The sequence below is a fragment of the Pseudomonas gorinensis genome, from assembly GCF_042015035.1.
GTDB classification, from domain to species: Bacteria; Pseudomonadota; Gammaproteobacteria; order Pseudomonadales; family Pseudomonadaceae; genus Aquipseudomonas; species Aquipseudomonas gorinensis.
In genome coordinates, this window is record NZ_CP167125.1 from 2,921,431 (window position 1) to 2,943,855 (window position 22,425).

Annotated in this window: 21 protein-coding genes; 13 read left to right on the top strand and 8 right to left on the bottom strand. The window is 60.5% G+C overall.

The annotated features are described in order from the left end of the window. Positions 1-17: 17 nt before the first annotated feature. The 5 genes from AB7933_RS13435 to xylA all read right to left on the bottom strand — a co-directional run bounded on the left by AB7933_RS13435 (position 18) and on the right by xylA (position 6,651). A complete protein-coding gene (locus tag AB7933_RS13435) occupies positions 18-1,034 on the bottom strand; it encodes an iron ABC transporter substrate-binding protein (RefSeq protein WP_024074735.1) in 1,017 nt (338 codons plus the stop codon). A gap of 380 nt (positions 1,035-1,414) precedes the next feature. Beyond that, entirely contained in the window at positions 1,415-2,551 is a 1,137-nt protein-coding gene (locus AB7933_RS13440) for a sugar ABC transporter permease (RefSeq protein WP_024074736.1), read from the bottom strand. Further along, a complete protein-coding gene (xylG, locus tag AB7933_RS13445) occupies positions 2,552-4,099 on the bottom strand; it encodes a D-xylose ABC transporter ATP-binding protein (protein WP_041161155.1) in 1,548 nt (515 codons plus the stop codon). It lies immediately after the preceding gene. A 135-nt stretch (positions 4,100-4,234) separates the two neighbouring features. After that, positions 4,235-5,233 carry a D-xylose ABC transporter substrate-binding protein gene (xylF, locus tag AB7933_RS13450; RefSeq protein WP_024074738.1) on the bottom strand — a complete coding sequence of 333 codons (999 nt, stop codon included), beginning with the start codon at positions 5,231-5,233 and terminating at the stop codon, positions 4,235-4,237. A gap of 101 nt (positions 5,234-5,334) precedes the next feature. Then, entirely contained in the window at positions 5,335-6,651 is a 1,317-nt protein-coding gene (gene xylA, locus AB7933_RS13455) for a xylose isomerase (RefSeq protein ID WP_024074739.1), read from the bottom strand. Positions 6,652-6,791: 140 nt separating this feature from the next. Between xylA and AB7933_RS13460 the strand changes: the two genes are divergently transcribed. Beyond that, entirely contained in the window at positions 6,792-7,961 is a 1,170-nt protein-coding gene (locus AB7933_RS13460) for a XylR family transcriptional regulator (protein WP_024074740.1), read from the top strand. Here AB7933_RS13460 and AB7933_RS13465 read toward each other — a convergent pair. After that, the gene (locus AB7933_RS13465; RefSeq protein ID WP_024074741.1) at positions 7,958-8,671 is read right to left on the bottom strand and encodes an autoinducer binding domain-containing protein; all 714 of its coding nucleotides are present in this window, start codon (positions 8,669-8,671) and stop codon (positions 7,958-7,960) included. The two genes, AB7933_RS13460 and AB7933_RS13465, sit on opposite strands and share 4 nt — an antisense overlap. A gap of 339 nt (positions 8,672-9,010) precedes the next feature. Here AB7933_RS13465 and AB7933_RS13470 point away from each other — a divergent pair, with 339 nt between their 5' ends. From AB7933_RS13470 to fabI, 12 genes are all read left to right on the top strand, one after another. Next, positions 9,011-9,595, top strand: a complete 585-nt coding sequence (locus AB7933_RS13470) for an acyl-homoserine-lactone synthase (protein WP_024074742.1) — start codon at positions 9,011-9,013, stop codon at positions 9,593-9,595. A gap of 52 nt (positions 9,596-9,647) precedes the next feature. After that, complete coding sequence (locus AB7933_RS13475; protein WP_041160901.1) at positions 9,648-10,676, top strand: GNAT family N-acetyltransferase; 1,029 nt, start codon at positions 9,648-9,650, stop codon at positions 10,674-10,676. Between the two features lie 7 nt (positions 10,677-10,683). Beyond that, positions 10,684-11,838, top strand: coding sequence for an aminotransferase class I/II-fold pyridoxal phosphate-dependent enzyme (locus AB7933_RS13480; RefSeq protein WP_024074744.1), 1,155 nt, complete (start codon positions 10,684-10,686; stop codon positions 11,836-11,838). 169 nt (positions 11,839-12,007) lie between these two features. Further along, a complete protein-coding gene (locus tag AB7933_RS13485; protein ID WP_143036955.1) occupies positions 12,008-12,649 on the top strand; it encodes a hypothetical protein in 642 nt (213 codons plus the stop codon). Next, complete coding sequence (locus AB7933_RS13490; protein ID WP_024074746.1) at positions 12,646-13,218, top strand: histidine phosphatase family protein; 573 nt, start codon at positions 12,646-12,648, stop codon at positions 13,216-13,218. Before AB7933_RS13485 ends, AB7933_RS13490 begins: the two co-directional genes overlap by 4 nt. 16 nt (positions 13,219-13,234) lie before the next feature. After that, positions 13,235-14,140, top strand: a complete 906-nt coding sequence (locus AB7933_RS13495; protein ID WP_143036954.1) for an NAD-dependent epimerase/dehydratase family protein — start codon at positions 13,235-13,237, stop codon at positions 14,138-14,140. After that, positions 14,121-14,735, top strand: coding sequence for a methyltransferase family protein (locus AB7933_RS13500; RefSeq protein WP_143036953.1), 615 nt, complete (start codon positions 14,121-14,123; stop codon positions 14,733-14,735). Before AB7933_RS13495 ends, AB7933_RS13500 begins: the two co-directional genes overlap by 20 nt. Before the next feature lie 24 nt (positions 14,736-14,759). Next, positions 14,760-15,014: an acyl carrier protein gene (locus tag AB7933_RS13505; protein WP_024074749.1), complete on the top strand. Its 255-nt coding sequence runs from the start codon at positions 14,760-14,762 to the stop codon at positions 15,012-15,014. Next, complete coding sequence (locus AB7933_RS13510; RefSeq protein ID WP_081730323.1) at positions 15,011-16,222, top strand: beta-ketoacyl-[acyl-carrier-protein] synthase family protein; 1,212 nt, start codon at positions 15,011-15,013, stop codon at positions 16,220-16,222. Before AB7933_RS13505 ends, AB7933_RS13510 begins: the two co-directional genes overlap by 4 nt. Further along, positions 16,219-17,253: a hypothetical protein gene (locus tag AB7933_RS13515; RefSeq protein ID WP_024074751.1), complete on the top strand. Its 1,035-nt coding sequence runs from the start codon at positions 16,219-16,221 to the stop codon at positions 17,251-17,253. The genes AB7933_RS13510 and AB7933_RS13515 overlap by 4 nt, the downstream gene beginning before the upstream one ends. Further along, the gene (locus AB7933_RS13520) at positions 17,250-17,954 is read left to right on the top strand and encodes a lysophospholipid acyltransferase family protein (protein ID WP_024074752.1); all 705 of its coding nucleotides are present in this window, start codon (positions 17,250-17,252) and stop codon (positions 17,952-17,954) included. The genes AB7933_RS13515 and AB7933_RS13520 overlap by 4 nt, the downstream gene beginning before the upstream one ends. 36 nt (positions 17,955-17,990) lie before the next feature. Then, positions 17,991-18,776, top strand: a complete 786-nt coding sequence (fabI, locus tag AB7933_RS13525) for an enoyl-ACP reductase FabI (protein WP_024074753.1) — start codon at positions 17,991-17,993, stop codon at positions 18,774-18,776. 140 nt (positions 18,777-18,916) lie between these two features. On the opposite strand, the gene AB7933_RS13530 is transcribed toward fabI, so the two are convergent. Both AB7933_RS13530 and AB7933_RS13535 read right to left on the bottom strand, forming a co-directional pair. Further along, complete coding sequence (locus AB7933_RS13530) at positions 18,917-21,325, bottom strand: glucose/quinate/shikimate family membrane-bound PQQ-dependent dehydrogenase (RefSeq protein WP_024074754.1); 2,409 nt, start codon at positions 21,323-21,325, stop codon at positions 18,917-18,919. 209 nt (positions 21,326-21,534) lie between these two features. After that, positions 21,535-22,422 (bottom strand): proline iminopeptidase-family hydrolase, encoded by an 888-nt coding sequence (locus tag AB7933_RS13535; protein ID WP_024074755.1) that lies wholly within the window; start codon positions 22,420-22,422, stop codon positions 21,535-21,537. Positions 22,423-22,425 lie beyond the last annotated feature (3 nt).

A 22,425-nucleotide genomic window follows, 5' to 3' on the forward strand; every position in this document is an offset into this window, starting at 1 on the left:
GACGATTCAGGCAACAATCAGAGCAGTCCGGCCTGGGTCATCAGCTCGACAGCCTTTTTGCTGTTGAGTTTCGACGCGTCGACCTTAGGTGCATCCAGTTGCGCCAGTGGCATCAGTTTGGGGTTGGACTGGGCGTTCTGGCCGACCGCGTATTCGAACGAAGTGCCGTCCTTGAGAACCGCTTGGCCGTCTTTGCCGGTGATCCACTTCAAGAAGGCCTGGGCCTGTTCCTGATGCTTGCTGGAGGCCAGGACACCGGCACCGGAGATGCTCACAAAAGCGCCCGGGTCCTGGTGCTTGAAGTAGTGCAGCTGGGTGTTCTTGCTGTTTTCACCGGTCTTGGATTGGTCGACGAAGCTGTAATAGTGATAGATCACACCGCTGTCGACCTGGCCGGCGTTGACGGCCTTGAGCACGGCGCTGTTGCCTCGGTAGATGCTCGCGTTGGCCTTCATTGCCTTGAGCCAGTCGAGGGTCGCGGCTTCGCCCTTGAGTTCAAGCACGGCGGCGACGATGGCCTGGAAGTCGGCACCGGCCGGTGAAGCGGCCCAGCGGCCTTTCCAGCTTGGCGAAGCCAGGTCCAGCAGGGATTTAGGCAGGTCGCCCTCTTTCAGTTTGCTCGGGTTGTACACGAACACGGTGGAGCGCGCAGCGATGCCCACCCATTTGCCATGAGCCGGGCGGTAGGCGGCGTCCACCTGTTGCAGGGTGGTCGGCGCGACCGGCGCGAACAGGCCTGCGTTGTCCACCAGCACCATGGCCGGGGAGTTTTCGGTGAGGAACACATCCGCCGGAGAGGCCGCGCCTTCCTGCACGAGCTGGTTACCCATCTCGGTGTCGTCGCCATTGCGGATCGTCACCGGAATCCCGGTTTCCTGGGTGAACCCTTCGACCCAGGCCTTGGTGAGGCTTTCATGCTGGGCGTTGTAGACCACGATGCCGACCGGCTCGCTGGCGGCATACACATGCCCGGCGCTGACCAGGGCGGTGGCCAGCAGGGCTTTTTTGACGAACGAAGGAAGGCGGGTGGTCATGCGGTGAGCGCTCCGGGTTTGTATGGCGACACGGGAAATCCGCTAGAGGTCGATTGAGACGAAACCAATAGGAATCATTTGCATGTTTAGGCGCGGCGAATGTAGAGCCGGGAATGAGAAAAAAACGTCAAAAAAATGTGATAAACGGGTCGCGAGCGCACGGGGTTGAAGGTGGTCGAAGCATTTTGGGTGGCCAATCATCAGCTATTGACGTGGGGAGCGATTGCCTACCTCTTTTATCTTGGTGTTACCCCATTCAAGAAAGCTGCTGGCACTGTAGACGTCGACTGACCGACCGCCATCGGGGGCAAGCCCCTCCCACAGTTTGAGGCGGTCAATGTGGGAGGGGGCAAGCCTCCTCCCACATTTATCCTGCATTCCTACCGCCGACCTGTGCGGGTACTCACATCCACCCACACCGCCAGCACCAGGATGCTGCCCTTCACAATCATCTGCCAATAACTGTCCACATCCAGCATCGACATGCCGTTATCCAGGCTGGTGATCACCAGCGCCCCGAGCAGGGCGCCATACACCGTGCCCGAGCCGCCGCGCATGGATGTACCGCCGATGAAGCACGCAGCGATGGCGTCGAGTTCGCCCATATTGCCCGCCGACGGTGAGCCCGCCGCGAGGCGCGCGGTGTTGACCAGGCCGGCGAGGGCGCACATCACGCCCATGATCCCGAAGATCCACAGTTTCACCGCCTGCACATTGATACCTGACAGGCGCGTGGCTTCCATGTTGCTGCCCACCGCATACACGCGGCGGCCGAACACGGTCTGGCTGGTGACGTAGCTGAACACGCCAAGCAGCACCAGCAACAGCAGCACCGGCACGGGAATGCCGTCGTAGCTGTTGAGGGTGGTGACGAACCCAGCCAGCACCGCGCCGATCACCACCACGCGCAGTACGTCCCGCACCAGCGAGTGCGCGGCCAACCCGTGCAGTGCGCGGTTGCGCCGTTGTTTCCAGGTCAAGAACAGGGTCAGGGCAAACAGCAGGACCCCAAGGCCAAGCCCCACCGAATGCGGCAAATACCCCTGGCCCACATACACCAGCGATGGCGACACCGGCGCAATGGTGGTGCCGCCGGTAATCCCCAGCAGAATCCCGCGAAACGCCAACATGCCACCCAGGCCAACGATAAACGACGGGATGCGCAGGTAGGCGGTCATGTAGCCGTTGGCCAAACCGATCATCAAGCCACACAGCGCCACCAGGCTGAGGTTGGCCAGCAACGGCATGTGATAGACCACATCCAGGATCGCCGCGAGCCCGCCGAGCAAGCCGAGCAATGAGCCCACCGACAAATCGATCTCCCCGCTGATGATCACCAGCACCATGCCGCAGGCCAGGATCCCGGTGATCGACATCTGACGCAGCAGGTTGGACAGGTTGCGCGGAGTGAGGAAACCGCCCTCGGTCTGCCAGCTGAAAAACAGCCAGATAAACGCCACGGCGATCACCAGGGCGAGCATTTTGTAGCGGGTAAACAGCTGTTTGACCTGATTCATCTACGCGGTTTTCCGATCGTTATTATTGTTTTGGCTGAGCGCGGCGGCGAGCACCTGTTCCTGGGTGAGCCCCTCGTTGATGAAGTCGCCCCGCAACTGGCCGTCGCCGATCACCAGCACGCGGTTGGACACGCCGAGTACTTCGGCCAGCTCCGACGAGACCATGATGATCGATACACCTTCGGCCGCCAGCGCGCCCATCAGTTTGTAGATCTCATACTTGGCCCCTACATCCACCCCGCGTGTGGGCTCGTCGAGGATCAGCACCTTGGGCTTGGCCATCAGCATTTTCGCCAGCACGGCTTTTTGCTGGTTGCCGCCGGACAGGCTGGTGATCGGCAAGAACGGGCTGGCCGTCTTGAGGTGCATGCGCGCGATCTGTTGGTCGATGCTGCCCAGTTCGGCCTCGGCGTCGATACGGGTCAGGTGCGCATAGGTGTCGAGCACCGCCAGGGTGATGTTCTGGCCCACGCCCAGGTCGGGAATGATGCCTTGGCGCTTGCGGTCCTCGGGCACCATGCACAGCCCGGCGCGGATCGATTTAAGCGGCGTGCGCGTGTCGATCAGTTGGCCGTCCAGCCACACCTCGGCGCTGTAGCGGCCGGGGTAGGCGCCGAACAGCGCCGACACCAGCTCCGTGCGCCCGGCGCCCACCAAGCCGGCGATGCCGAGGATTTCGCCGCGCTTGAGCACGAAGGAAATATCGTCGACGCGTTTGCGCTTGGGGTTGTCGACGTCATAGCAAGTCACGTGGCGCGCCTCGAAGATCACCTCGCCCACGGCATGGGGCTCGGTGGGGTAGAGGTTGCTCATCTCGCGTCCGACCATCTGCGTGATGATGCGCGGGATATCCATATCGGCCATGGCGGTGGTCGCGATGTGTTTGCCGTCGCGAATCACTGAGATGGTGTCGCACACCGCCGCCACTTCATCGAGTTTGTGGGAGATGTACACGCAGGCCACGCCCTTGGCCTTGAGGTCGCGGATAATGTCGAGCAGCACCTCGATCTCAGAGCGGGTCAGGGCCGAAGAGGGCTCGTCGAGGATCAACAAGCGCGCCTTTTTGTTCAGGGCCTTGGCGATTTCCACCAGTTGCTGGTAGCCGCCGCCGTACTGCGACACCGGCAGCGCGACGTTCATGTCCGGCACCTTGAGTTCGCGCATCAACGCTTCGGCGCGGTGCAGCATCGCCGGGTAGTTCATGCGCCCGCCGGGCAAGGTCAGCTCGTGGCCCATGAAGATGTTCTCGGCCACCGACAGGTCGGGTACCAGGGTCAGTTCCTGGTGGATGATGACGATACCGGCGGCCTCGGTTTCGCTGATGGACTGGGCCTTGAGCGGTTGCCCGTCCCAGAGGATTTCACCCTCCCAGGTGCCGTGCGGATAGACGGCCGACAGCACCTTCATCAAGGTCGACTTGCCGGCACCGTTCTCACCGCACAGGCCGACACATTCCCCCGGCCGCACCTTGATATCGATGCCGTTCAGCGCGTGGACACCGCCAAAGGTTTTGACGATGCCGTTCATTTGCAGCAGGTAGTCGGACATGACCATGGCTCACACAAAAGGCCGAAGAAACGCGGGTTCCCGTAGGAGCGAGCTTGCTCGCGAAGAACCCGAGGACACCGCGTTCATCCTCAATGCCCGCGTTATCGTTGACGTTTTTCGCGGGCAAGCCCGCTCCTACTGGCCAATCTGCTCTTTGGTATAGAACCCGTCCTTTTCCAACAGGTCGATATTCGCCTTGGTCAGCGGGGTCGGGGTGAGCAGGATGGTGTCGACTTTCTTGCTGCCATTGTCGTACTGCGAGCTGTACGTCGGTTTCTCGTTACGCGCCAACTGCACCGAGAGCTTGGCGGCTTCGGTGGCGATCAGCTTGAGCGGCTTGTACACGGTCATGGTCTGGGTGCCGTCGATCACGCGCTTGACCGCCGCGAGGTCGGCGTCCTGGCCCGAGATCGGCACCTTGCCCGCCAGCTTCTGCGCGGCCAGGGCCTGGATCGCACCGCCGGCGGTAGCGTCGTTGGAGGCGACGATGGCGTCGATCTTGTTGTTGTTCCGGGTCAGGGCGTTTTCGACGATGCTCAGGGCTTCGGTAGGGTTCCATTCCTTGACCCACTGCTGGCCGACAATCTTGATGTCGCCCTTGTCGATGGCCGGTTGCAGCACTTTCATCTGGCCTTCGCGCAGCACCTTGGCGTTGTTGTCGGTGGGCGCGCCGCCGAGCAGGAAGTAATTGCCCTTGGGCGCCGCTTGCAGCACGCCGCTGGCCTGCATCTCGCCGACTTTTTCGTTATCGAAGGAGATATACGCGTCGATGTCGGCGTTGAGGATCAGGCGGTCATAGGACACCACCTTGATCCCGGCTTTCTTGGCCTCGGCCACGGCGTTGGTCAACACGGTGGCGTTGAACGGCACGATCACGATCACGTCGACGCCACGGGAGATCAGGTTTTCGATCTGGGAAATCTGCTTCTGCTCATTGGCATCGGCAGACTGCACGAAGACCTTGGCATCGAGTTTTTCCGCCGCGGCAACGAAGTAGTCACGGTCACGGGACCAGCGCTCCAGGCGCAGGTCGTCGATGGAAAAACCGATTTTCGGGTGGGCAGAGTCAGCCATCACCGGCAGGGCGAGCAGGGCCAGGGCGGTGGCGAGCAGGGTACGTTTGAATGACTTCATGGTGGTGCGTCCTTTTATTGTTGTTGGAAAGACACAGCGTGATGCGGGTAGAACTGTAGAGCGTCCTTCGACGCTCCGTGCACAGATTTGTCGCGCAAATGTCACCGATAAATAAACCGGTTGACCACTCCCTCCAGCATCTCTTGCCGACCACTCACGGCCTGTGGGTTCAGTTCATGGGCAAACGCATGTTCGGCCAGCGACTCCAGGCTGAACTCACCGGCCAGCACGGCTTGGCCCAGTGGCTGCTGCCAGCCCGCATAACGCTGGTCCTTGAACTGCTGCAACTGGTCGTTCTGCACCATGGCCGCCGCACGTTCCAGCGCCAGGGCGAGTACATCCATGGCGGCGACATGCCCGTGGAACAAGTCCACCTCGTCCAGGCTCTGGCGGCGCACCTTGGAGTCAAAGTTATAGCCGCCATTCTTGAACCCGCCAGCCTTGAGGATTTCATACGTGGCCAGGGTCATTTCCTCGACGCTATTGGGGAACTGGTCAGTGTCCCAACCGTTCTGCGGGTCGCCGCGGTTGGCGTCGATGCTGCCGAAGATCCCCAGGGACACGGCGGTGGCGATCTCATGATGAAAACTGTGCCCGGCCAGGGTCGCGTGGTTGGCCTCGATATTCACCTTGATCTCATGTTCCAGCCCGTACTCATGCAAAAAGCCGAACACCGTGGCGCTGTCGTAATCGTATTGGTGCTTGGTCGGCTCCTGGGGCTTGGGCTCGATCAGCAGGTCGCCCTTGAAGCCGATCTTGTGCTTGTGCTCCACCACCATGCGCATAAAGCGCCCGAGCTGTTCGCGCTCGCGCTTGAGGTCGGTGTTGAGCAGGGTTTCATACCCTTCACGGCCGCCCCAGAGTACGTAGTTGGCACCCTTGAGCCGCAGGGTAGCGTTCATCGCGCTGAACACCTGGGCGGCAGCGTAGGCAAACACTTCAGGGTCGGGGTTGCTCGCTGCGCCAGCGGCAAAGCGCGGGTTGCTGAAGCAATTGGCGGTGCCCCACAGCAGCTTGATACCGGTTTGTTCCTGATGGCGCTCCAGGTGGTCGACCATCTGCGCGAAGTGGTTGCGGTACTCCTTGAGCGAGCTGCCTTCCGGCGCCACATCGGTGTCGTGGAAGCTGTAGTAGTCGATGCCCAGCTTGGAGAAAAACTCAAAGGCCGCGTCAGCCTTGCCGATGGCCACTTCCATCGGCTCACCGCTGCGTTGCCACGGGCGCTTGAAGGTGCCCATGCCAAACATATCCGCCCCCGGCCACACAAAGGTGTGCCAGTAACAGGCGGCCATGCGCAGGTGCTCGCGCATCGGTTTGCCGAGGATCAGCTTGTTTGCGTCGTAATGGCGGAAGGCGAGGGGAGAGTCGCTGGCAGGGCCTTCGAAGCGCACCTGATCGACACCGGGGAAGTACGGCATGGGCGTGTTCCTTATTGTTCTTGGCGATGTCTGGATACTAGCAACGGCACCTGGGCTGCTGATTATGAAAATCACCAAGGTGTAGTGCGATTTTGAGTGGCGAGGGCTAGTCTGTTACCACTGGCCCCCGGATAAAAACAATGAAAACCCTACCGCCCGTCCACCGCATCGCCCTGTTGTTCAACGGCAGCAAAATCTACGACCGTGGCATCATCGCCGGCATCGGCAACTACCTGAGCAGCACGCGCGCGTCCTGGGATTTGTTCCTGGAAGAGGATTTCCTCTGTCGCCTGCGCGGCATCGAGCGCTGGCAGGGTGACGGCATCATTGCCGATTTCGATGACCCGCTGATCGGCGAGGCATTGGCCGATTGCAAACTGCCGGTGGTGGCCGTGGGCGGCTCTTATGAAGATGCGCGCGCCTACCCCAAGGGCATTCCCTACGTCGCCACCGATAACCATGCCTTGATGAAGCTGGCCTATGAGCATTTGATCGAGGCCGGGTTGACCCGCTTTGCCTGTTTCAGCCTGCCCGAAGCCCAGGCCAATCGCTGGGCCCAGGAGCGCGAAAAAGCCTTTCGCCGCCTGCTGCAACGCGATGGCCTGCACGTCGAGGTCTATCGTGGCCTGGGGACCAGTGCGCCGTTGTGGGACAGCGCGGTGGAACAGCAGATCGCCTGGCTGCACAGCCTGCCCAAACCGATTGGCATCATCGCCGTCACCGACGCCCGCGCGCGGCAGTTGCTGCAGGCCTGCCTCACGGCCGGGATCGCGGTGCCGGAGGAGGTGGCGTTGATCGGCATCGACAACGATCCGCTGACCCGCACCCTGACGCGGGTGCCGCTCAGTTCGGTGATCCAGGGCACCGAGACCATGGGGCGTACGGCCGCCGCGCTGTTGCATCAGATGCTGCACGGCAAACCCTGCGCGGGCACGCAGATTCTGGTACCGCCGGAGGCGATCAATGTGCAGGCTTCCAGCGTGCATCAACCCTTGGGTAATCCGTATGTGATGCAGGCGCTGCTGTTTATCCGGCAGTACGCCTGCCAAGGCATCAAGACCGCGCAGGTGGCGGCCTATGTCGGTGTGTCGCGCTCATCCCTGGAAGCGCATTTTCGCAAGGCGCGTGGTTGCAGCGTGCATGACGAGATCCTGCGCTTCAAACTCGCGGCCGCCGCCAAGGGCCTGGAAAGCCACGAACTGGCGATTGCCGATATTGCCGCCAAGTGTGGCTTCAAGTCGGCGCAGTACCTGCACACGGTGTTTCGCCGCGAGTTCGGCTGTACGCCGCGCGAGTACCAGCAGGGCTAAAAAAGTAACCCCAGCAAGGAGGCTTTGACGGCCGCTTCTGCTTTGTTGCTGGCCTGGAGTTTGCGCATGGCGTTGACCAGATGAAACTTCACGGTCCGTGTGTCGATGTTGAGGATCATGCTGATCTCGACATAGGTTTTGCCCAGGGCCGTCCACCTCAAGGTCTCTTTTTCCCGTGCGGTCAGGGCGCGGTGGATGTCTGGCAAGCACTTTTCGGAAAAGAAGCGCGTCATCGATTCGTGTGCCAACTGCGTCAGCCAGATCAACTTGTTCTCGATGTGCTCGAGTTCCGTGGTCGAGATGTATTCACTGGAGCGCGACACCGAGAGCAATCCAATCGCGTTAGGGCCGCGTTGCGACGACAAGCACCAACCATGATTAAGCTGGTAATGGCGCGCTTCCTCCCAGAAGGCCAGGTGTTGCTGCTGTTGGGCGGCGGACCAGTGCAGCGGGATGGAGCGGGTCAGGCCATGGGCGACAGTGGGGTCTTGGGAGAAGTAGTTTTCGCTGACGTACTTCTGTTCCCACGAGCGGGGGTAGTTGGAAATCAGTACATATTGCGAAGCGCTCGACGGCAATGGAACTTTTAATCCATAAGAGCAGAATTCGAAGCCTAAGTTGGACGTTATCGTGTGCAGTTTATTGAAGAGTTCATGTTCGGTCGCGCAGTCGGACACGGCCTCTATTAATGTTTCGCGCCATTCTTTCACCAATAATACCTTCCGTGGTCAACGCCCCTGATGCTGGGAGGCGGGAGCGGATTATACAGGCTCTGCGGGCGATGAAGGGCGTGCGGTTGCGGGGTATCGAGTTGCCTGAAAAAGTCGGCAACACCGCATTCGACGTGGGACGCAGGTGAAATGAAGTCAGTAGTCGGCGCATTAAGCTTGATTATTTATTAGTACGGCAGTACTAGAAAGTCGGTTTTTGACCCATAAGTTCTGCCTAGGCGGCGAGGGCTTCGATCGACCTGCCCATTTGGGCAGCTACTCACACAGTGATGGGTTTGTTGTACTTGCTTAATCATATTGGCTGGCTGGGTAGTTGGCATGCTTACGGCAATAACAGGGACGGTTGGCGAACTTTTGCCAGGGATGGCACGCGCGTTGGCTAACTATCGGTACGAAGTATTCGTTAAAACATTGGGTTGGCCGTTACATTGCGAGGAGGGTATTGAACTGGATGCGTTTGATCGTCCAGATACTGTCTATGTAGTGGCCTGTGATCGTGATCGCGAAATATTTGGTTGTGCCCGACTGCTTCCCACTAATGGGCCGTATTTGTTGGGGGAAGTTTTTCCGCATCTGATGGGTGCAAGTTCCCCGCCTTTTTCGCCGGGTATCTGGGAGCTTTCCCGGTTTGCCATCAGCCAGCCCAAGGGCCAGGTATTAACCGCCGCGCAAGCTTGGAAAAATACAGTAACGCTGGTTCGGGAAGTCATTGATGTTGCGCGCTCCAAGGGCGCTTTTCGATTGATCGCGTTCAGTGCGGTAGGCAATGAACGTTTGCTCAAGCGGATGGGCGTCAATACCCGCCGGATTTCACCGCCACACCTGATCGATAACCAGAGCGTTGTGCCTTTCTGGATTGAGATCGACGACCAAACCACCCGTGCCTTATGCCTGGCCGCCTGAACACCCATGCCACGCAGGTGGGACGAGAATATCGATGAGCAGAGTCATAGGTTTGGCCGCGTGCGACTGGTATGCCTTGCAGCATCTGGACCAGCAGGTGTCGGTGGTGGGGCGCACGCAGCAACAGATTGAACAGCGCGTGATAGCAGCCTGCGAGCATTCGGCCACCGAACATAACATCCCGGTGGCGTGGCAAGACGAACACGGTAACCTCGTTGCCTTTTGCATTGTGCATTTCGATCGGCGCGCCACGATCAATGGGGTGGGCACTGCCTATTTTTCAACCCTGATCGCGTTACCCCAGGCAAGCGCCTTGCAGGCGCTGATGCACAGTTCAATCGACTATATAAACAGCTCGCGGTTGTTGCCCCGGCAGGTGACTGAGTTGGTCGGCCCCCTCCACAATTCATTCCTGATTGAGCGCGGGCTGCGTACGTTCGAGTCCGACTTTAATGTGTTTTCATTGCCCGCCAATACGCTGGCACTCGCGGATGCAATGACCGAGGCGGGTTTCCACAAAGAAAAAGACCTGATCGAGATTGTCTTTGAACCGCCTGCCCAGGGTTATCAATACCAGGCCTTGGAAGACAAACTCACGCAACGATTGGCCGATATCCAGTTTGTTCATTGTGGCCAGGATGAGCTGGTCGCCAAGAGTCAGCAATTGGCCGACTGTTATAACCGCGCCTGGGAACGCAACTGGGGTTATAGCCCGGCGTCGAAAGGGCAGTTTGAAGTGGCGGCGCGCAATATCAATAATATTTCTGCGTTGATCGCCGAGCGGCACGGTGAAGTGGTCGGTTTCACTATGTTTGCACCCGCCTTGAATCAACAGGGGTTATATGGCCGGGCGTTTTTCACCGGTGTCGCGCCGGCTTATCAACGCAAGGGATTGTCGGTTGCGCTCACGCTGAAGTTATCCGCGATTGCATTAAGTGTGGTCGGACGCGGACGCATCAGTGTGTCCTGGATGCTCGAAGATAACATCATGGTACTGCGCACCATGCGCCACCTGACTCAAGAGGGTGTTTGCCATGAACGCGCTTATCGAATTTATAGATATGCCACGCCGGCTGAATGAGAGTGTTATGCGCATAGATGACGTCGCCTTCAAATCGAAAGAGTTGGGTTATTACACCTACTTCCCTAAAGTGCGTTCGGCCTGTGGTCGCGACATGACCCTCGCCGACGGGCGCACGCTGTTGAACTTTGCGTCGTGTGATTACTTGGGTTTGTCCAATAACGAACGTATGAAAGAGTCGGCCATCGCGGCCATTCGCGAGTACGGTTCGAACATCGGCGGGCCGATGATTTTCAGTGGTTTTACTGAGTACCACGAGCGCTTGCAAAACCGTTACCGTGATTTGTTCGGTGGTCGCACCACGCTGATGTTTACCACGTCGTACCAAGCGAACTTCGGGGTGATCCCCTTGGCCGCTGAGCGTGCCGATCTGATTTTGCTGGACAAGCTGTCCCATGTCTCGATCTGGGACGGCGTGAAGCTATCGGGTTGCCCGTTCAGGGCCTACAGCCACGGCGACGTGGAGATGCTCGGGCAGTTGGTGCAGCTCAACCAGGACAAGAAAATCCTGATCATCAGCGACGGCGTGTTCTCCGCCGACGGGGATGTGGCCGATCTTGCCGCCATCGTGGCGTTGAAGCAGGTGCATCCGCAACTCGAAATCTACATCGACGATGCACACGGCGTGGGGATGTTGGGCGACTCCGGTCAGGGCGCCTGTGAGTCGGCGGGGGTCGCCGCGCAGGTTGACTACATTGTCGGCACCATGAGCAAGGCGTTCGGCTCTTCCGGTGGGTTCGTGGTGTTCAAGGACGAGGCGTTCGCCGAACGGGTGCGGTTCCGTTGCCCGACCTATAACGCTTCGCGCTCGGTGTCGCCGGGTGTCGCTTCGGCATCGTGCACCGCGCTTGAGATCAATGCCACGCAGGGCGCCGAACGCCGCCAGGCACTGGCTGAACTGACACGCTACACCCACGAACAACTGAGCGCCCTGGGCGTGGACAAACTCAGCTCGCGGACGGCGGTGATTCCCGTGGTGTTCAAGGACCCGATGGAGGCCGCACGGGTCAATGCCGAGCTGGTTGACCAAGGCATCATGGGGTCGCTGTTTGTGCCGCCCTTCGTACCCAACCATCAGTCCCGGATCAGGCTGTGCCTGACGTACAACCACACGGTGGCCGATGTGGATTACTGCATTACAGCCCTGCGCAGCGTGATCTGAGACCGCCGTCGGTTCTCCAATGCCAGCGGGCGCCTGCGTCCGCTGTTTAATCCGTCAACGAAGTGGTAATGAAATGGTTCAGGTGGCTTCGGCTCTGTTGGGCATCGTGCTTTTCTATTTTGTGTTGTGTAAAGGCCTGGGACTGTTGGTGCTCAACCGAGGCGTGCGGGTGAACTACACACGAAAAGTCGGGCACTTTGCGATGTTCCTGCTGCCCAGCCTGTTTTTCGCCTTGTTCAATATTCAAAGCACCCATGAGCGCTTGCTCCTGTCGATGGTGTCGACCGCCATCCTGTTCCTGGCGATGTGTGGGTGGTCTCGCCGTCGGTCCCTCACCGCCCAACATATGTTTGCCAGTATTGATCGCCCGGAAGACTCGCCGCACACCCTTTCCTGGTTGGTGAGCCAGACCGTGGCGGGGTTGTTCGTGCTGTGGGTGACCCAGTATTGCTGGTTGGCGCTCGGGGTACCGGTGGAGTTGATATACATCACGATCCTGGCCACCACCTTCGGTGACGGGCTGGCAGAGCCGGTGGGTGTCCGTTTTGGTAAGCACGAGTACGTTGCGAAAGGCTTTTTTGTCGATAAGAAATTCAAGCGAACCCTTGAAGGCTCGGCCACTGTGTTTGTGATGTCGATGGTGTTTTGCGTGGCATTCGAGCAGTACTTTTCAGCGGGACAGTTTTTCCTGCTCTGCGCCGTGTTCCCACTTGCACTGACGCTGACGGAAGCCAAATCCCCGCACACCTGGGATACGCCGTTTCTGTTCCTGGTCGGTAACGCCATCGTGACGGGGGTGTACCTGCTGTGATTTATCTGATTCGCCATGCCTCACCCAAGGTCGACTATTCGCGCTGCGGTGCCGCACTGGCCAAAGTCCGCCTGGATGAATACAACCACACCGCCCTGATCGAAGAAGACGAAATCAGCGGCTTCTTGAACCGTACGCCGTTGTCGCAGCCGCTATTGAGCGCCGAGGCCACCATCTTGTCTTCACCCGTCAACCGGGCCTATGCCACGGCGTGCCGGTTGTTCGATGCGCAGCGTGTCCAGCGGGACAGCCGCTTGCACGAGTACGACCTGCGCTTGAGCGCCATTCCCTGGGTGACGATGGGCTTGCGGCAATGGTTCGCCCTGCATCGGGTGGCCTGGCTGCTGGGCATTTCATTGGGCGCGGCCTCCCGCAAGGACGAGTACCGTCGAGCGGCCGCGGTCGCCGACGAGCTCTATGCCGCCAGCACCGAGGCGGGCAAGACCGTGGTCGTCGTGTCCCACGGCATGTTCCTGCGATCGGTGCGCCAGCGCCTGCAAAAGCAGGGTATGCAGGCGCATACGGTTTATCGCTCAGGGTGTTTCACGGTCGAAACCTTAACCCCATGAAAGGGATTGCGTGCACGTGAAGAAGATACTGCTGTTAGGCGCCAGTGGGTTTATCGGACGAGGGGTCTACGAACGCCTTGACCCATTGCCGGGGATTGACGTTATCCGCCATTCGCGTTCGCCCAGGGCGGGGTACACGGCGTGCGAAATCGGCTCGCCGGCATTCGATAAGCTGGTCGACGAGAGTGATTGCATTGTCAATTGCACCGGCATCGGGCTTAGCCGCCTGGGCACGGCGGGCGCCAGTAACAAAGCCCTTACCGAGCAGATACTGGCCGCGATCAAACCCGGTGCCACGGGCAAGAAACCATTCTTTCATTTGAGCAGCGTCAAAGCCCACAACCCAGAGCAACGAGTGGATGCCTACGCCGATGACAAGTACGCGGCCGAGCAGGTGATTCACCTCAATAGCGACAAAGTGCAGGGCGTGATATTGCGCGTGCCGACGGTACTGGGGCGGCATGACAAGAACCTGCTGCCGATGATTTCGATGTGCCGGTTGAAGCTGCTGCCGAAGGTCACCGGCCAACTTCCGGCCCTGCATGTGATTGGGGTGGAGAGTATTGCCACCTGCATTATCCAATGGTTGGTGCGCGTGCCTGACCCGGCACTGCACACGTATTACCTGCTCAGTGACCGCACGGTGACGTACAACGATCTGGTGGGCGAAGTGTATGCCCGCTTGCAACCACTGGCGCGCAGTGCCCGGTTACGTTCGGTCAGTGTGCGCGGGTTGGCCAAGGTCTACAAAGTGCTGACGTTCATGGACCGGTTCAGGCGCGGGCGCAAGCTGTTTCCATGGGCGCGCTTCAATGATCTGTTTGTCTGCCCTTGGCACATCGAAAGCGGTGTAGACGTGATCCAGACCCCGCTCAGGGTGTCGGCGTTGATAGGAGACTACTTTGAAAACGCTCAGGGTTGATGTGGCGTTAAGCCTGCTGACGCCGTTGGCATGTGCATCGGCGGTCCTCGTGTATTACGCCGGCCTGACATTCGTGGTGCCAATCATCATGGCCAGTGTCCTGCTGCTGGCAGAGCTGTATTTTCTCCAGGAAACCGACAGCGACAGCACCTTCGATAAAGGCATCAAGAGCGGCTTCATGGTGTCCTGTGCCATATCGATCGTCATGTTGTTGCAGTTGCTGATGCGCAGCGATGTGCTGTTGCACCTTGTCGGCTCGTTGCTGATTGCCGGTGGGATCGGTTTGCGTGCCCATGGAAAGATCGTCCTGGGGCGGCACTTTTCCCACTCGCTGCGGGTCCTTGCCGATCATCAGTTGGTCAAGGTCGGCGCCTTCAAATATATCCGGCATCCGGCGTATCTGGGCACGTTGCTGATCGTGACCGGCTTTGCCTTGTACACGAGTATCTACGCGGCACTGGTCATCTTTTTTTTGGCACTTGCGTTGATTCTCAAGCGCGTGAGTCAAGAGGAGAAAATGCTGCTGGGGTATTTCGGTGCCGCCTACAGGCAGTACCAGTTCGATAGTTTCAAAGTTATCCCGTTTGTTATCTGACTCGGTTATTTAAAAGGAGCGTTTATGAACACTGTGCATGAAGCAAAAATCAAGCAGATCGTCGCCAAGGTATTGGGGGTCAATGCCGAGGAGATTCGCAACCACGAAAACTTTGTCGAGGCGTATGGTGCCGATTCAATGTCAGGCATAGAAATCCTGGCGGGGATCGAGGGGGCTTTCCAGGTGCGCGTCGATGAAGCCTATCTGCCGCAGATCATCAGTGTGGATTCCATTCTCGGGTTTATCCACGAGACCTTGCCTGCGGCCGAGTGTGCATGATGAACGCCGACAAGGGCAGGAGGGTGGTGGTCACGGGGCTGGGGCCGGTCAGTCCGATCGGCATCGGCAAAGCCGCGTTTTTCCAGGCGTTGAAAGCCGGGGTCAATGGCTCGGCGCCGCTTTGCAAAATCGACACCGACCGGTTCGAGCGCAAATACGGCTGTGAAGTGAAAGCGCCGGTCGGCCCCTTGATCCCGAATTTTGCCGCCTTCGCGCACGCCGGGGCTGCCAGCCATTTTGCCCTTGCCGCCACTGAACTGGCGCTGGCCGACGCGGGTATCGAGCGCGCCGCAATTCGCGGCCAGCGCGTCAATTGTTATTTCGGCACCACCTATGGCGAGTCTGATCGGATCGACAGCATGGTGACGGCCATGGCCGACCCCCAGTCGGACCCACAGCCGTCAGTCGACCCGGTGTTTGCCTCTGAAATCAGCCGTGATGTGCTCAGGTCAATCGGTTCGACCGGTGAGTCACTCACCATCGGCAACGCCTGCTCGGCCAGCAACACCGCGCTGATCTTTGGCTACGAGGCTATCCAGGCCGGGGACTGCGATATTGCCGTGTGCGGTGGCAGTGACGCGGTCTACAAGGCCACCTTCGCCACCTTCCATCGCTTGGGCAGCATGACCGACAAAGACTGCACGCCGTTCAATACCGGGCGTAAAGGCGTGCTGACCGCCGAAGGTGGCAGTGCCCTGGTGCTTGAGGATTACGAGCGGGCGCTGCGTCGGGGCGCGCCGATCTATGGGGAAGTGCTGGGGTTTTCGATGAACTGCGATGCCGACCATATGGTCAGGCTCAATCACCAGCGTGTCGGCGAGTGTCTGCAGGCCGCGTTGGCCAAGGCGGCAGTGGCGCCGGCTGAGGTGGGGTATATCTGTGCCCACGGTACTGGCACCGTGGCCAATGACAGCAACGAATACCAGGCCATCGAAGCGGTCTTCGGCGCGTCGCCGCCGCCGGTGAGTTCGATCAAGTCCATGATGGGCCACAGCATGGGCGCCGCGGCCGGCTTTGGCGCGATTGCCTGCATGCTGGCGTTGAGCGAGGGGCTGCCGCCGACGATCAATGTCACCGAGCAGGACCCGCACATCCCTCTTGATGTGGTTGCCCAGGGGTTCCGGGCGGGCAAGGTCGATGTGGTGGTCAACAACGCTTTCGCTTTTGGCGGGAATAATTCAATTCTGGTATTCGGTAATTTGAAATGACGGGCGACGCTATCGTTGGATTGATCCTGCGTGATTGGGTCATGTTGCAAATGCCCGGTGAGTTCGAGCACGGCGGCGTCGAATTGAACCGGGGCACCCGGCCTGCGTGGGACTTGGCCGCTGGCGAGCTGGTAGGCGGGCGTGAGCTGAAGAACTTCGACCGCCAAGCCTTGTTGCTGCTGGCGGCGATGGCGCTGGTCAACGATGACAACCACGGTGACACCCTGGTGCGCTCGGCCCTTATCGGTGCGACGGCCAATGGCTCCATCGACAGCGTCATTCAGTTGATCAAGGAATCCAACGACAACCGCTTTGCCTTTCAGGTCAACCCGGCGCAGATCCCCAATACCGTGATCAATTCGTCGTTGGGTCAATTGGCGATCAAATACGGCATCAAGGGCGCGAACGTCTCGTTGTGCGCAAAGGAGCTGAGTTTCTACAACGCCTTGGTTCAAGCCTTGAGGATTGCCCGGCGCGGCGACTCGGAGCGTCTCTACGCCACCGCGCTGGAAACCTTCAGCGGTGAGTTTGGCAAGCGCTACCTGCGCGCGATTGAACGGCCCGCCGAAGAACGGCCGGACACCGCGGCGGTGTTCAGCTTCGAGGCCAGTACCGACACGCAGGCGCCCGGGCTCGTCGTGCGCGCTTGTGTCACCGGGCGACTGCTCGCCGCCGACCCGGCCAGCCTGGGCGCGCTGATACGCGGGTGTCTGGCAGGGCAGGGCGTTGAACCGGCGGAGTGGCGCGTGAACCTGGCCGCACCGGATGCCTGGCCGGCGACCTGCGTGGTGTTGAGCAATGCCCTGGGTATGCCGGTCGACAGGCTGGACCGGGCCAAGGCACTGAGTTTGTCCCTGGTCGGCGCCTATCAATTGGCGCACCTGGCCAAAAGCATTCCGGCGCAAGGCGGTGGGGTGATGGCCTGTGTGGATGAAGAAGGTTTTTATGGCGTTGCACTGATTCAGCGTAACGCTTTTCAAGCGGCTGCGTTAACCGCGCCCAATCATTCGAGTCAAGCGGGTAGCTTATGATTGCGTTAGCCAGGGGGCTGTTGGTGTTGGTGTTGATCGTGTTGAGCTTTCCGTTCCTGTGCCTCTACATGTTGATCAACCCCTCGAAGAATAGAAACCTCTACGTGGCCTGTCGGGCCTACGCGGTGATCAATAAGATCTTCTCGGTGCGCGTGGATGTACGTGGTTTTGACAGCATCCCCACGACGCGTCCGTATATCTACGTGGCCAACCACCAATGCAACTATGACGTGTTGATCGTGGCGCAGGCGCTCAACCCCGGCACCGTGATCGTGGGTAAGAAATCCCTCAAGTGGTTGCCGCTGGTAGGGCAGTTGTATTGGCTGACCGGCAGCCTGTTCATTGATCGCAACAGCCCACGGGCGTCCATCCAGAGTTTGCGCAAGATCGCCAAGCGGGTTGTGGCCGACAATACATCGCTGTGGATCTTCCCCGAAGGCACGCGAAACCATGGCGGCCAGATGCTGCCGTTCAAGACCGGGGCCTTTCGGATTGCCAAGGATATGGGGGTGGGGATCATTCCCGTCACGATCAGCCCGGCGGTCAATCATATTGCCTACAACGCCTTGCGCAGTACCCACGTCAGCATCGTCGCCCACCCGCCCATCGAAGCCGATGAGGTGGCAGCGATGAGCGCCAAGCAGCTGGCCAATCACGCCCGCGAGATTATCAACAACGCGCTGCCTGTGGTTCAGCCATAGCGAGCCGCGGTCGTATCGCACAGCAAGGAGCACACAATGGGGTTTCTCACGGGTAAGCGCGTGCTGATTGTTGGCGTGGCCAGCCGCTTGTCGATTGCGTCAGGCATTGCCCAAGCGATGCATCGCGAGGGCGCCGAGCTGGCGTTCACGTATCAGAATGAAAAGTTCAAGGGGCGCGTGCAGGCGCTCGCCGCGGAATGGGGCACCGACGCGGCCCTGTGCGTGCCCTGCGATGTGGCGAGCGATGATGAAATTGCGCAGGTGTTCGAGCATTTGCGCCAACACTGGGACGCGCTCGATTGCATCGTGCATTGCGTGGGCTTCGCGCCGCTTGAGCAACTTGACGGTGACTTCACCGAGGTCACTACCCGCGAAGGGTTTCGCAGTGCCCACGATATCAGTGCGTACAGCCTGGTGGCATTGGCTAAAGCCGGGCGGGCAATGATGCGCGGCCGCCAGGGTAATGTGCTGACGCTGTCTTATCTGGGGGCTGAGCGCACGATGCCAAACTACAACGTCATGGGCATGGCCAAGGCCAGCCTGGAGGCTGGCGTGCGCTACCTGGCCAGCAGCCTGGGGGCCGAAGGTACCCGCGTGAATGCCATCTCGGCGGGACCGATCCGCACCCTGGCCGCGTCGGGCATCAAGAACTTCCGTGCCATGCTGAGCACCAGCGAAGCCCAGGCGCCGTTGCGGCGCAATGTCACCATCGACGAGGTCGGCAACGCTGGCGCCTTCCTGTGCTCCGACCTGGCGTCCGGCATCAGCGGTGAAATCCTGTATGTGGATGCTGGCTTCAACACCACCGCCATGGGCGGGTGAAGCGAGTCAGGACGTCGCCTTGACCTGCGGCCCGAGTCTCAGGCCCGGCAGCAGGCGCCCAAGCCGGGCTCGGGTCAGCCTGCGGTCATGGAGGCTTGCCGGCGGACAGCGCGGTGCCTGGGCACCGCGCCAGGGGCGGGTTAGGGCAGGGCGTAGGCGATCACATAGTCGCCACGGTCGGTGGACTGGCGTGCGCCGCCGGCGGTGATCACGATGTATTGCTTGCCGGTTTTTGGCGAGACATAGGTCATCGGGCCGCCCTGGCTGCCGACCGGGAGGCGGGCTTTCCAGATTTCATCACCGTTGCCGCTGTTGAATGCGCGCAGGTAGAAGTCCTGGGTACCGGCGATAAAGATCAGGCCTCCCTGGGTCGACAAGGTGCCGCCGAGGGTCGGCAGGCCGATCTTGATCGGCATGTGCATGCGAATGCCCAGGGGGCCGGTGTCTTCAACGGTGCCGACCGGCACTTGCCAGGCGATCTTCTGGGTCTTCATGTCGATGGCGGTCAGGGTGCCGAACGGCGGCGCCTGGCATGGGATGCCGGCCACCGACAGGAAGCGGTTTTTGTTCACCGCATACGGCGTGCCCTTGAGCGGCACGGCGCCCATGCCGGTGTTCAGCGCTTCGCCACCGGAGGTGGCCTGGGCCTTGTTCTGTGACGGCACCATCTGGATCCACAGGCCCAGGCGCATGTCGTTGACGAAGATAAAGCCATGGACCGGGTCGGTGGAAAGGCTGCCCCAGTTCATGCCGCCCAGGGAGCCCGGAAAACTCAGGGATTTATCCGTGCCTGGCGCGGTGTACAGGCCGTCGTAGCGCATGCCCTTGAAGTCGATGCGGCACAGCAGTTGGTCAAACGGGGTGGCCCCCCACATGTCCGACTCGGTCAGGGTTTGCGCGCCGATCTGCGGCATGCCCAGCGACTTTGGCTGGGTCAGCGCGTACGGTTCGTTGGGGATATTGGCGGCCTTGACCGGTACTTCTTTCACCTCGGTCAGCGGTTGGCCGGTGGCGCGGTCGAGGACATAGATCTGCCCGGCCTTGGTGCCGATCACCACCGCCGGTACCGCCTTGTCGCTGCCGGGCGGGGTGAAGTCGATCAGGCTCGGTTGCATCGGCAGGTCGAAGTCCCACAGGTCGTTGTGGACGGTCTGGTAGACCCACTTTTCCTCGCCGGTGGAGGCGTCCAGCGCCAGCACGGAGGCACCGTATCTGTGGTTGAGTGGGGTGCGTTCCACGCCGTAGAGGTCGGTGGACGAACTGCCCATCGGCAAGAACACGGTATTCATCAATGGGTCGTAGGACATGGGTGCCCAGCTGTTCGGCGTGCTGCGCACATAGGTGCTGCCCGCTGCCGGGGCGTTTTTGTCCTGCGGGTTGCCGGGGTCGAAGGCCCAGCGCATGTGCCCGCTGATCACATCGAAACCACGGATCACACCGCCGGGCATGTCGGTCTGCACGTTATCGGCGACGCGGCCGCCCACCACCACGGTGGTGCCGGCGATCAACGGCGCCGAGGACAGTTGGTAGTAGCTGTCCGGCACATTGCCCAGGCCGGCTTTCAAGTCCACCTGGCCGTGGTTGCCGAAGTCTTCGCAGAACTTGCCGGTGTCGGCATCGACCGCAATCAGGCGCGCATCAATGGTGTTGGTCAGCAAGCGTCGCTGGCATTGCGCACCCACCGCCACGCTGGCGGCCAGGATCGGCGAGCTGTGCGGCTGGGTCGGTTGGGCGATGGGCGCAGTGGCGTCAAAGTACGCCATGCCACGGCAACGCTGCCACACCGCCGATTTGGCGTTGATCTGGTTTTTCCACAGTTCTTTGCCGGTGTCGGCATCCAGGGCGATCAGGTTGTTGTGCGGGGTGCAGATAAACACCTTGTTGCCGATCTGCAGGGGCGTCAGTTGGTCTTCGGCGCCGTTGCCGTCACTGATGGCGATGTCGCCGGTGTGGTAGGTCCACGCCACTTTGAGTTTGTCGATGTTGTCGCGATTGATCTGGTCCAGCGCGGCGAAGCGGCTGCCACCCTCGGTGTTGCCGTAGTGCGCCCAGTCTTTCTGTGCATCGGCCGGGTTGACCGGGGTGACGCCAGGGCCTGCACCGGTCGGCGCGACGCTGGGGTGCGCGACAAACATATTGCCTGCCGCCACTGCCACACCCACGGCCAACAGCGCAGCGACGCCATACGCGCCGCGTGCCGGTTTGCCGGCCAGCAGCGGGTAGACCAGCGCCACCACCACACCGATCACCGCAAACATGAACAGCCGCGAGAACAGTGGCCAGTACACCAGCCCCACATCCGCCACCGCCCATATGGCGGTGCCGACCAGGAAGGCGGCAAACAGCCAGGCACCCGCCGGTTTACGTGCGGCAATCAACAGGCCGGCAATCGCCATGGCCACGCCGCCGCTGAGGAAATACCAGGAACCGCCCAGGCTGACCAGTTTGACGCCACCGACAGCCAGGGCCGCGCCGAGCAAGGCGATGATCACGCCCAGGCCCAGCAGGAAGATTCTAGAGACGCCAGCGGCGCGCGATGCTCGTTTCATATCGACAAGACTCGAAGGTGAGAGGGCAAAGGCGTGATTTTAGCAACATAAGTAACCGGTTAGTACATTGTGCGCTGCAATATACTTTTACATGTATGCGGACCCTGTGGGACAGGTGCCGGGTTTTCCACGCGACCGCGATAGGTGGCGCACGCAATAACGCGGTCGCCGCCTTCGCGGGTTATCAGCACTGTGCTCGCCTGGCCGCGCTACCGCTGCTGCTCAAGAAACCCAGCCACACAGGCCATGCATGCCTCACGCTCTTCGACATGGGGCATGTGGCTGGACTGCTCGAATATCTGCCACTGCACATTGGCGATCCCGTCGGCAAATGGCTGCACCGTCGCGGGTGTCGCTTCATCGAAGCGTCCGGATATCAGCAGCGTGGGCACCTGGATGGACGCCAGGCGTTCGATGATGCTCCAGGTGCGCAGGCTGCCGATCACGTGAAATTCGGTGGGGCCGTTCATGGCGTGATAGACGGTGGGGTCTGCATCGATGGCCGCGAAGGTGCGTGCCACCTCGGCGGGCATCGGTTGGATGCGGCACACATGGCGCGCGTAGAACACATCGGAGGCGGCGCGGTACTCGGCGCTGTCGGTGGTGCCCGCGTCTTCATGCCGTTGCAGGGTGGCTTGCACCTCGGCGGGCAGGGCCTGGCGCAGTTCCTTTGCGGCTTGGCACCACAGCGCCATGGACGCCGGGGAGTTGGCAATGATCAGCGCCTTGAGGCCAACCGGTTGGCGCACCGCGTGCTCGGCACCGAGCATGCCGCCCCAGGATTGGCCCAGCAGGGCGTAGTCACGAATGCCCAGGTGGGCGATCAGGTTGTTCAGTTCAGCCAGGAACAGTTCCACCGTCCAGAAATCGCTGGGCGCTTCGGGCAAGTGGGTCGAGCGGCCGTTGCCCAATTGGTCGTAGTGCACCACGGCGCGGCGGGTGGCGGCCAGGTCCTTGAAACTGTCGACATAGTCATGGGTACAGCCGGGGCCGCCGTGGGCAATGATCAAGGGCAGTCGCCCTGAGTTCAAATCCCCCGTGACCCGGAACCACGTCCGATGCTCACGGAAATCGGCATAACCTTCGCGTACTTGCATGCT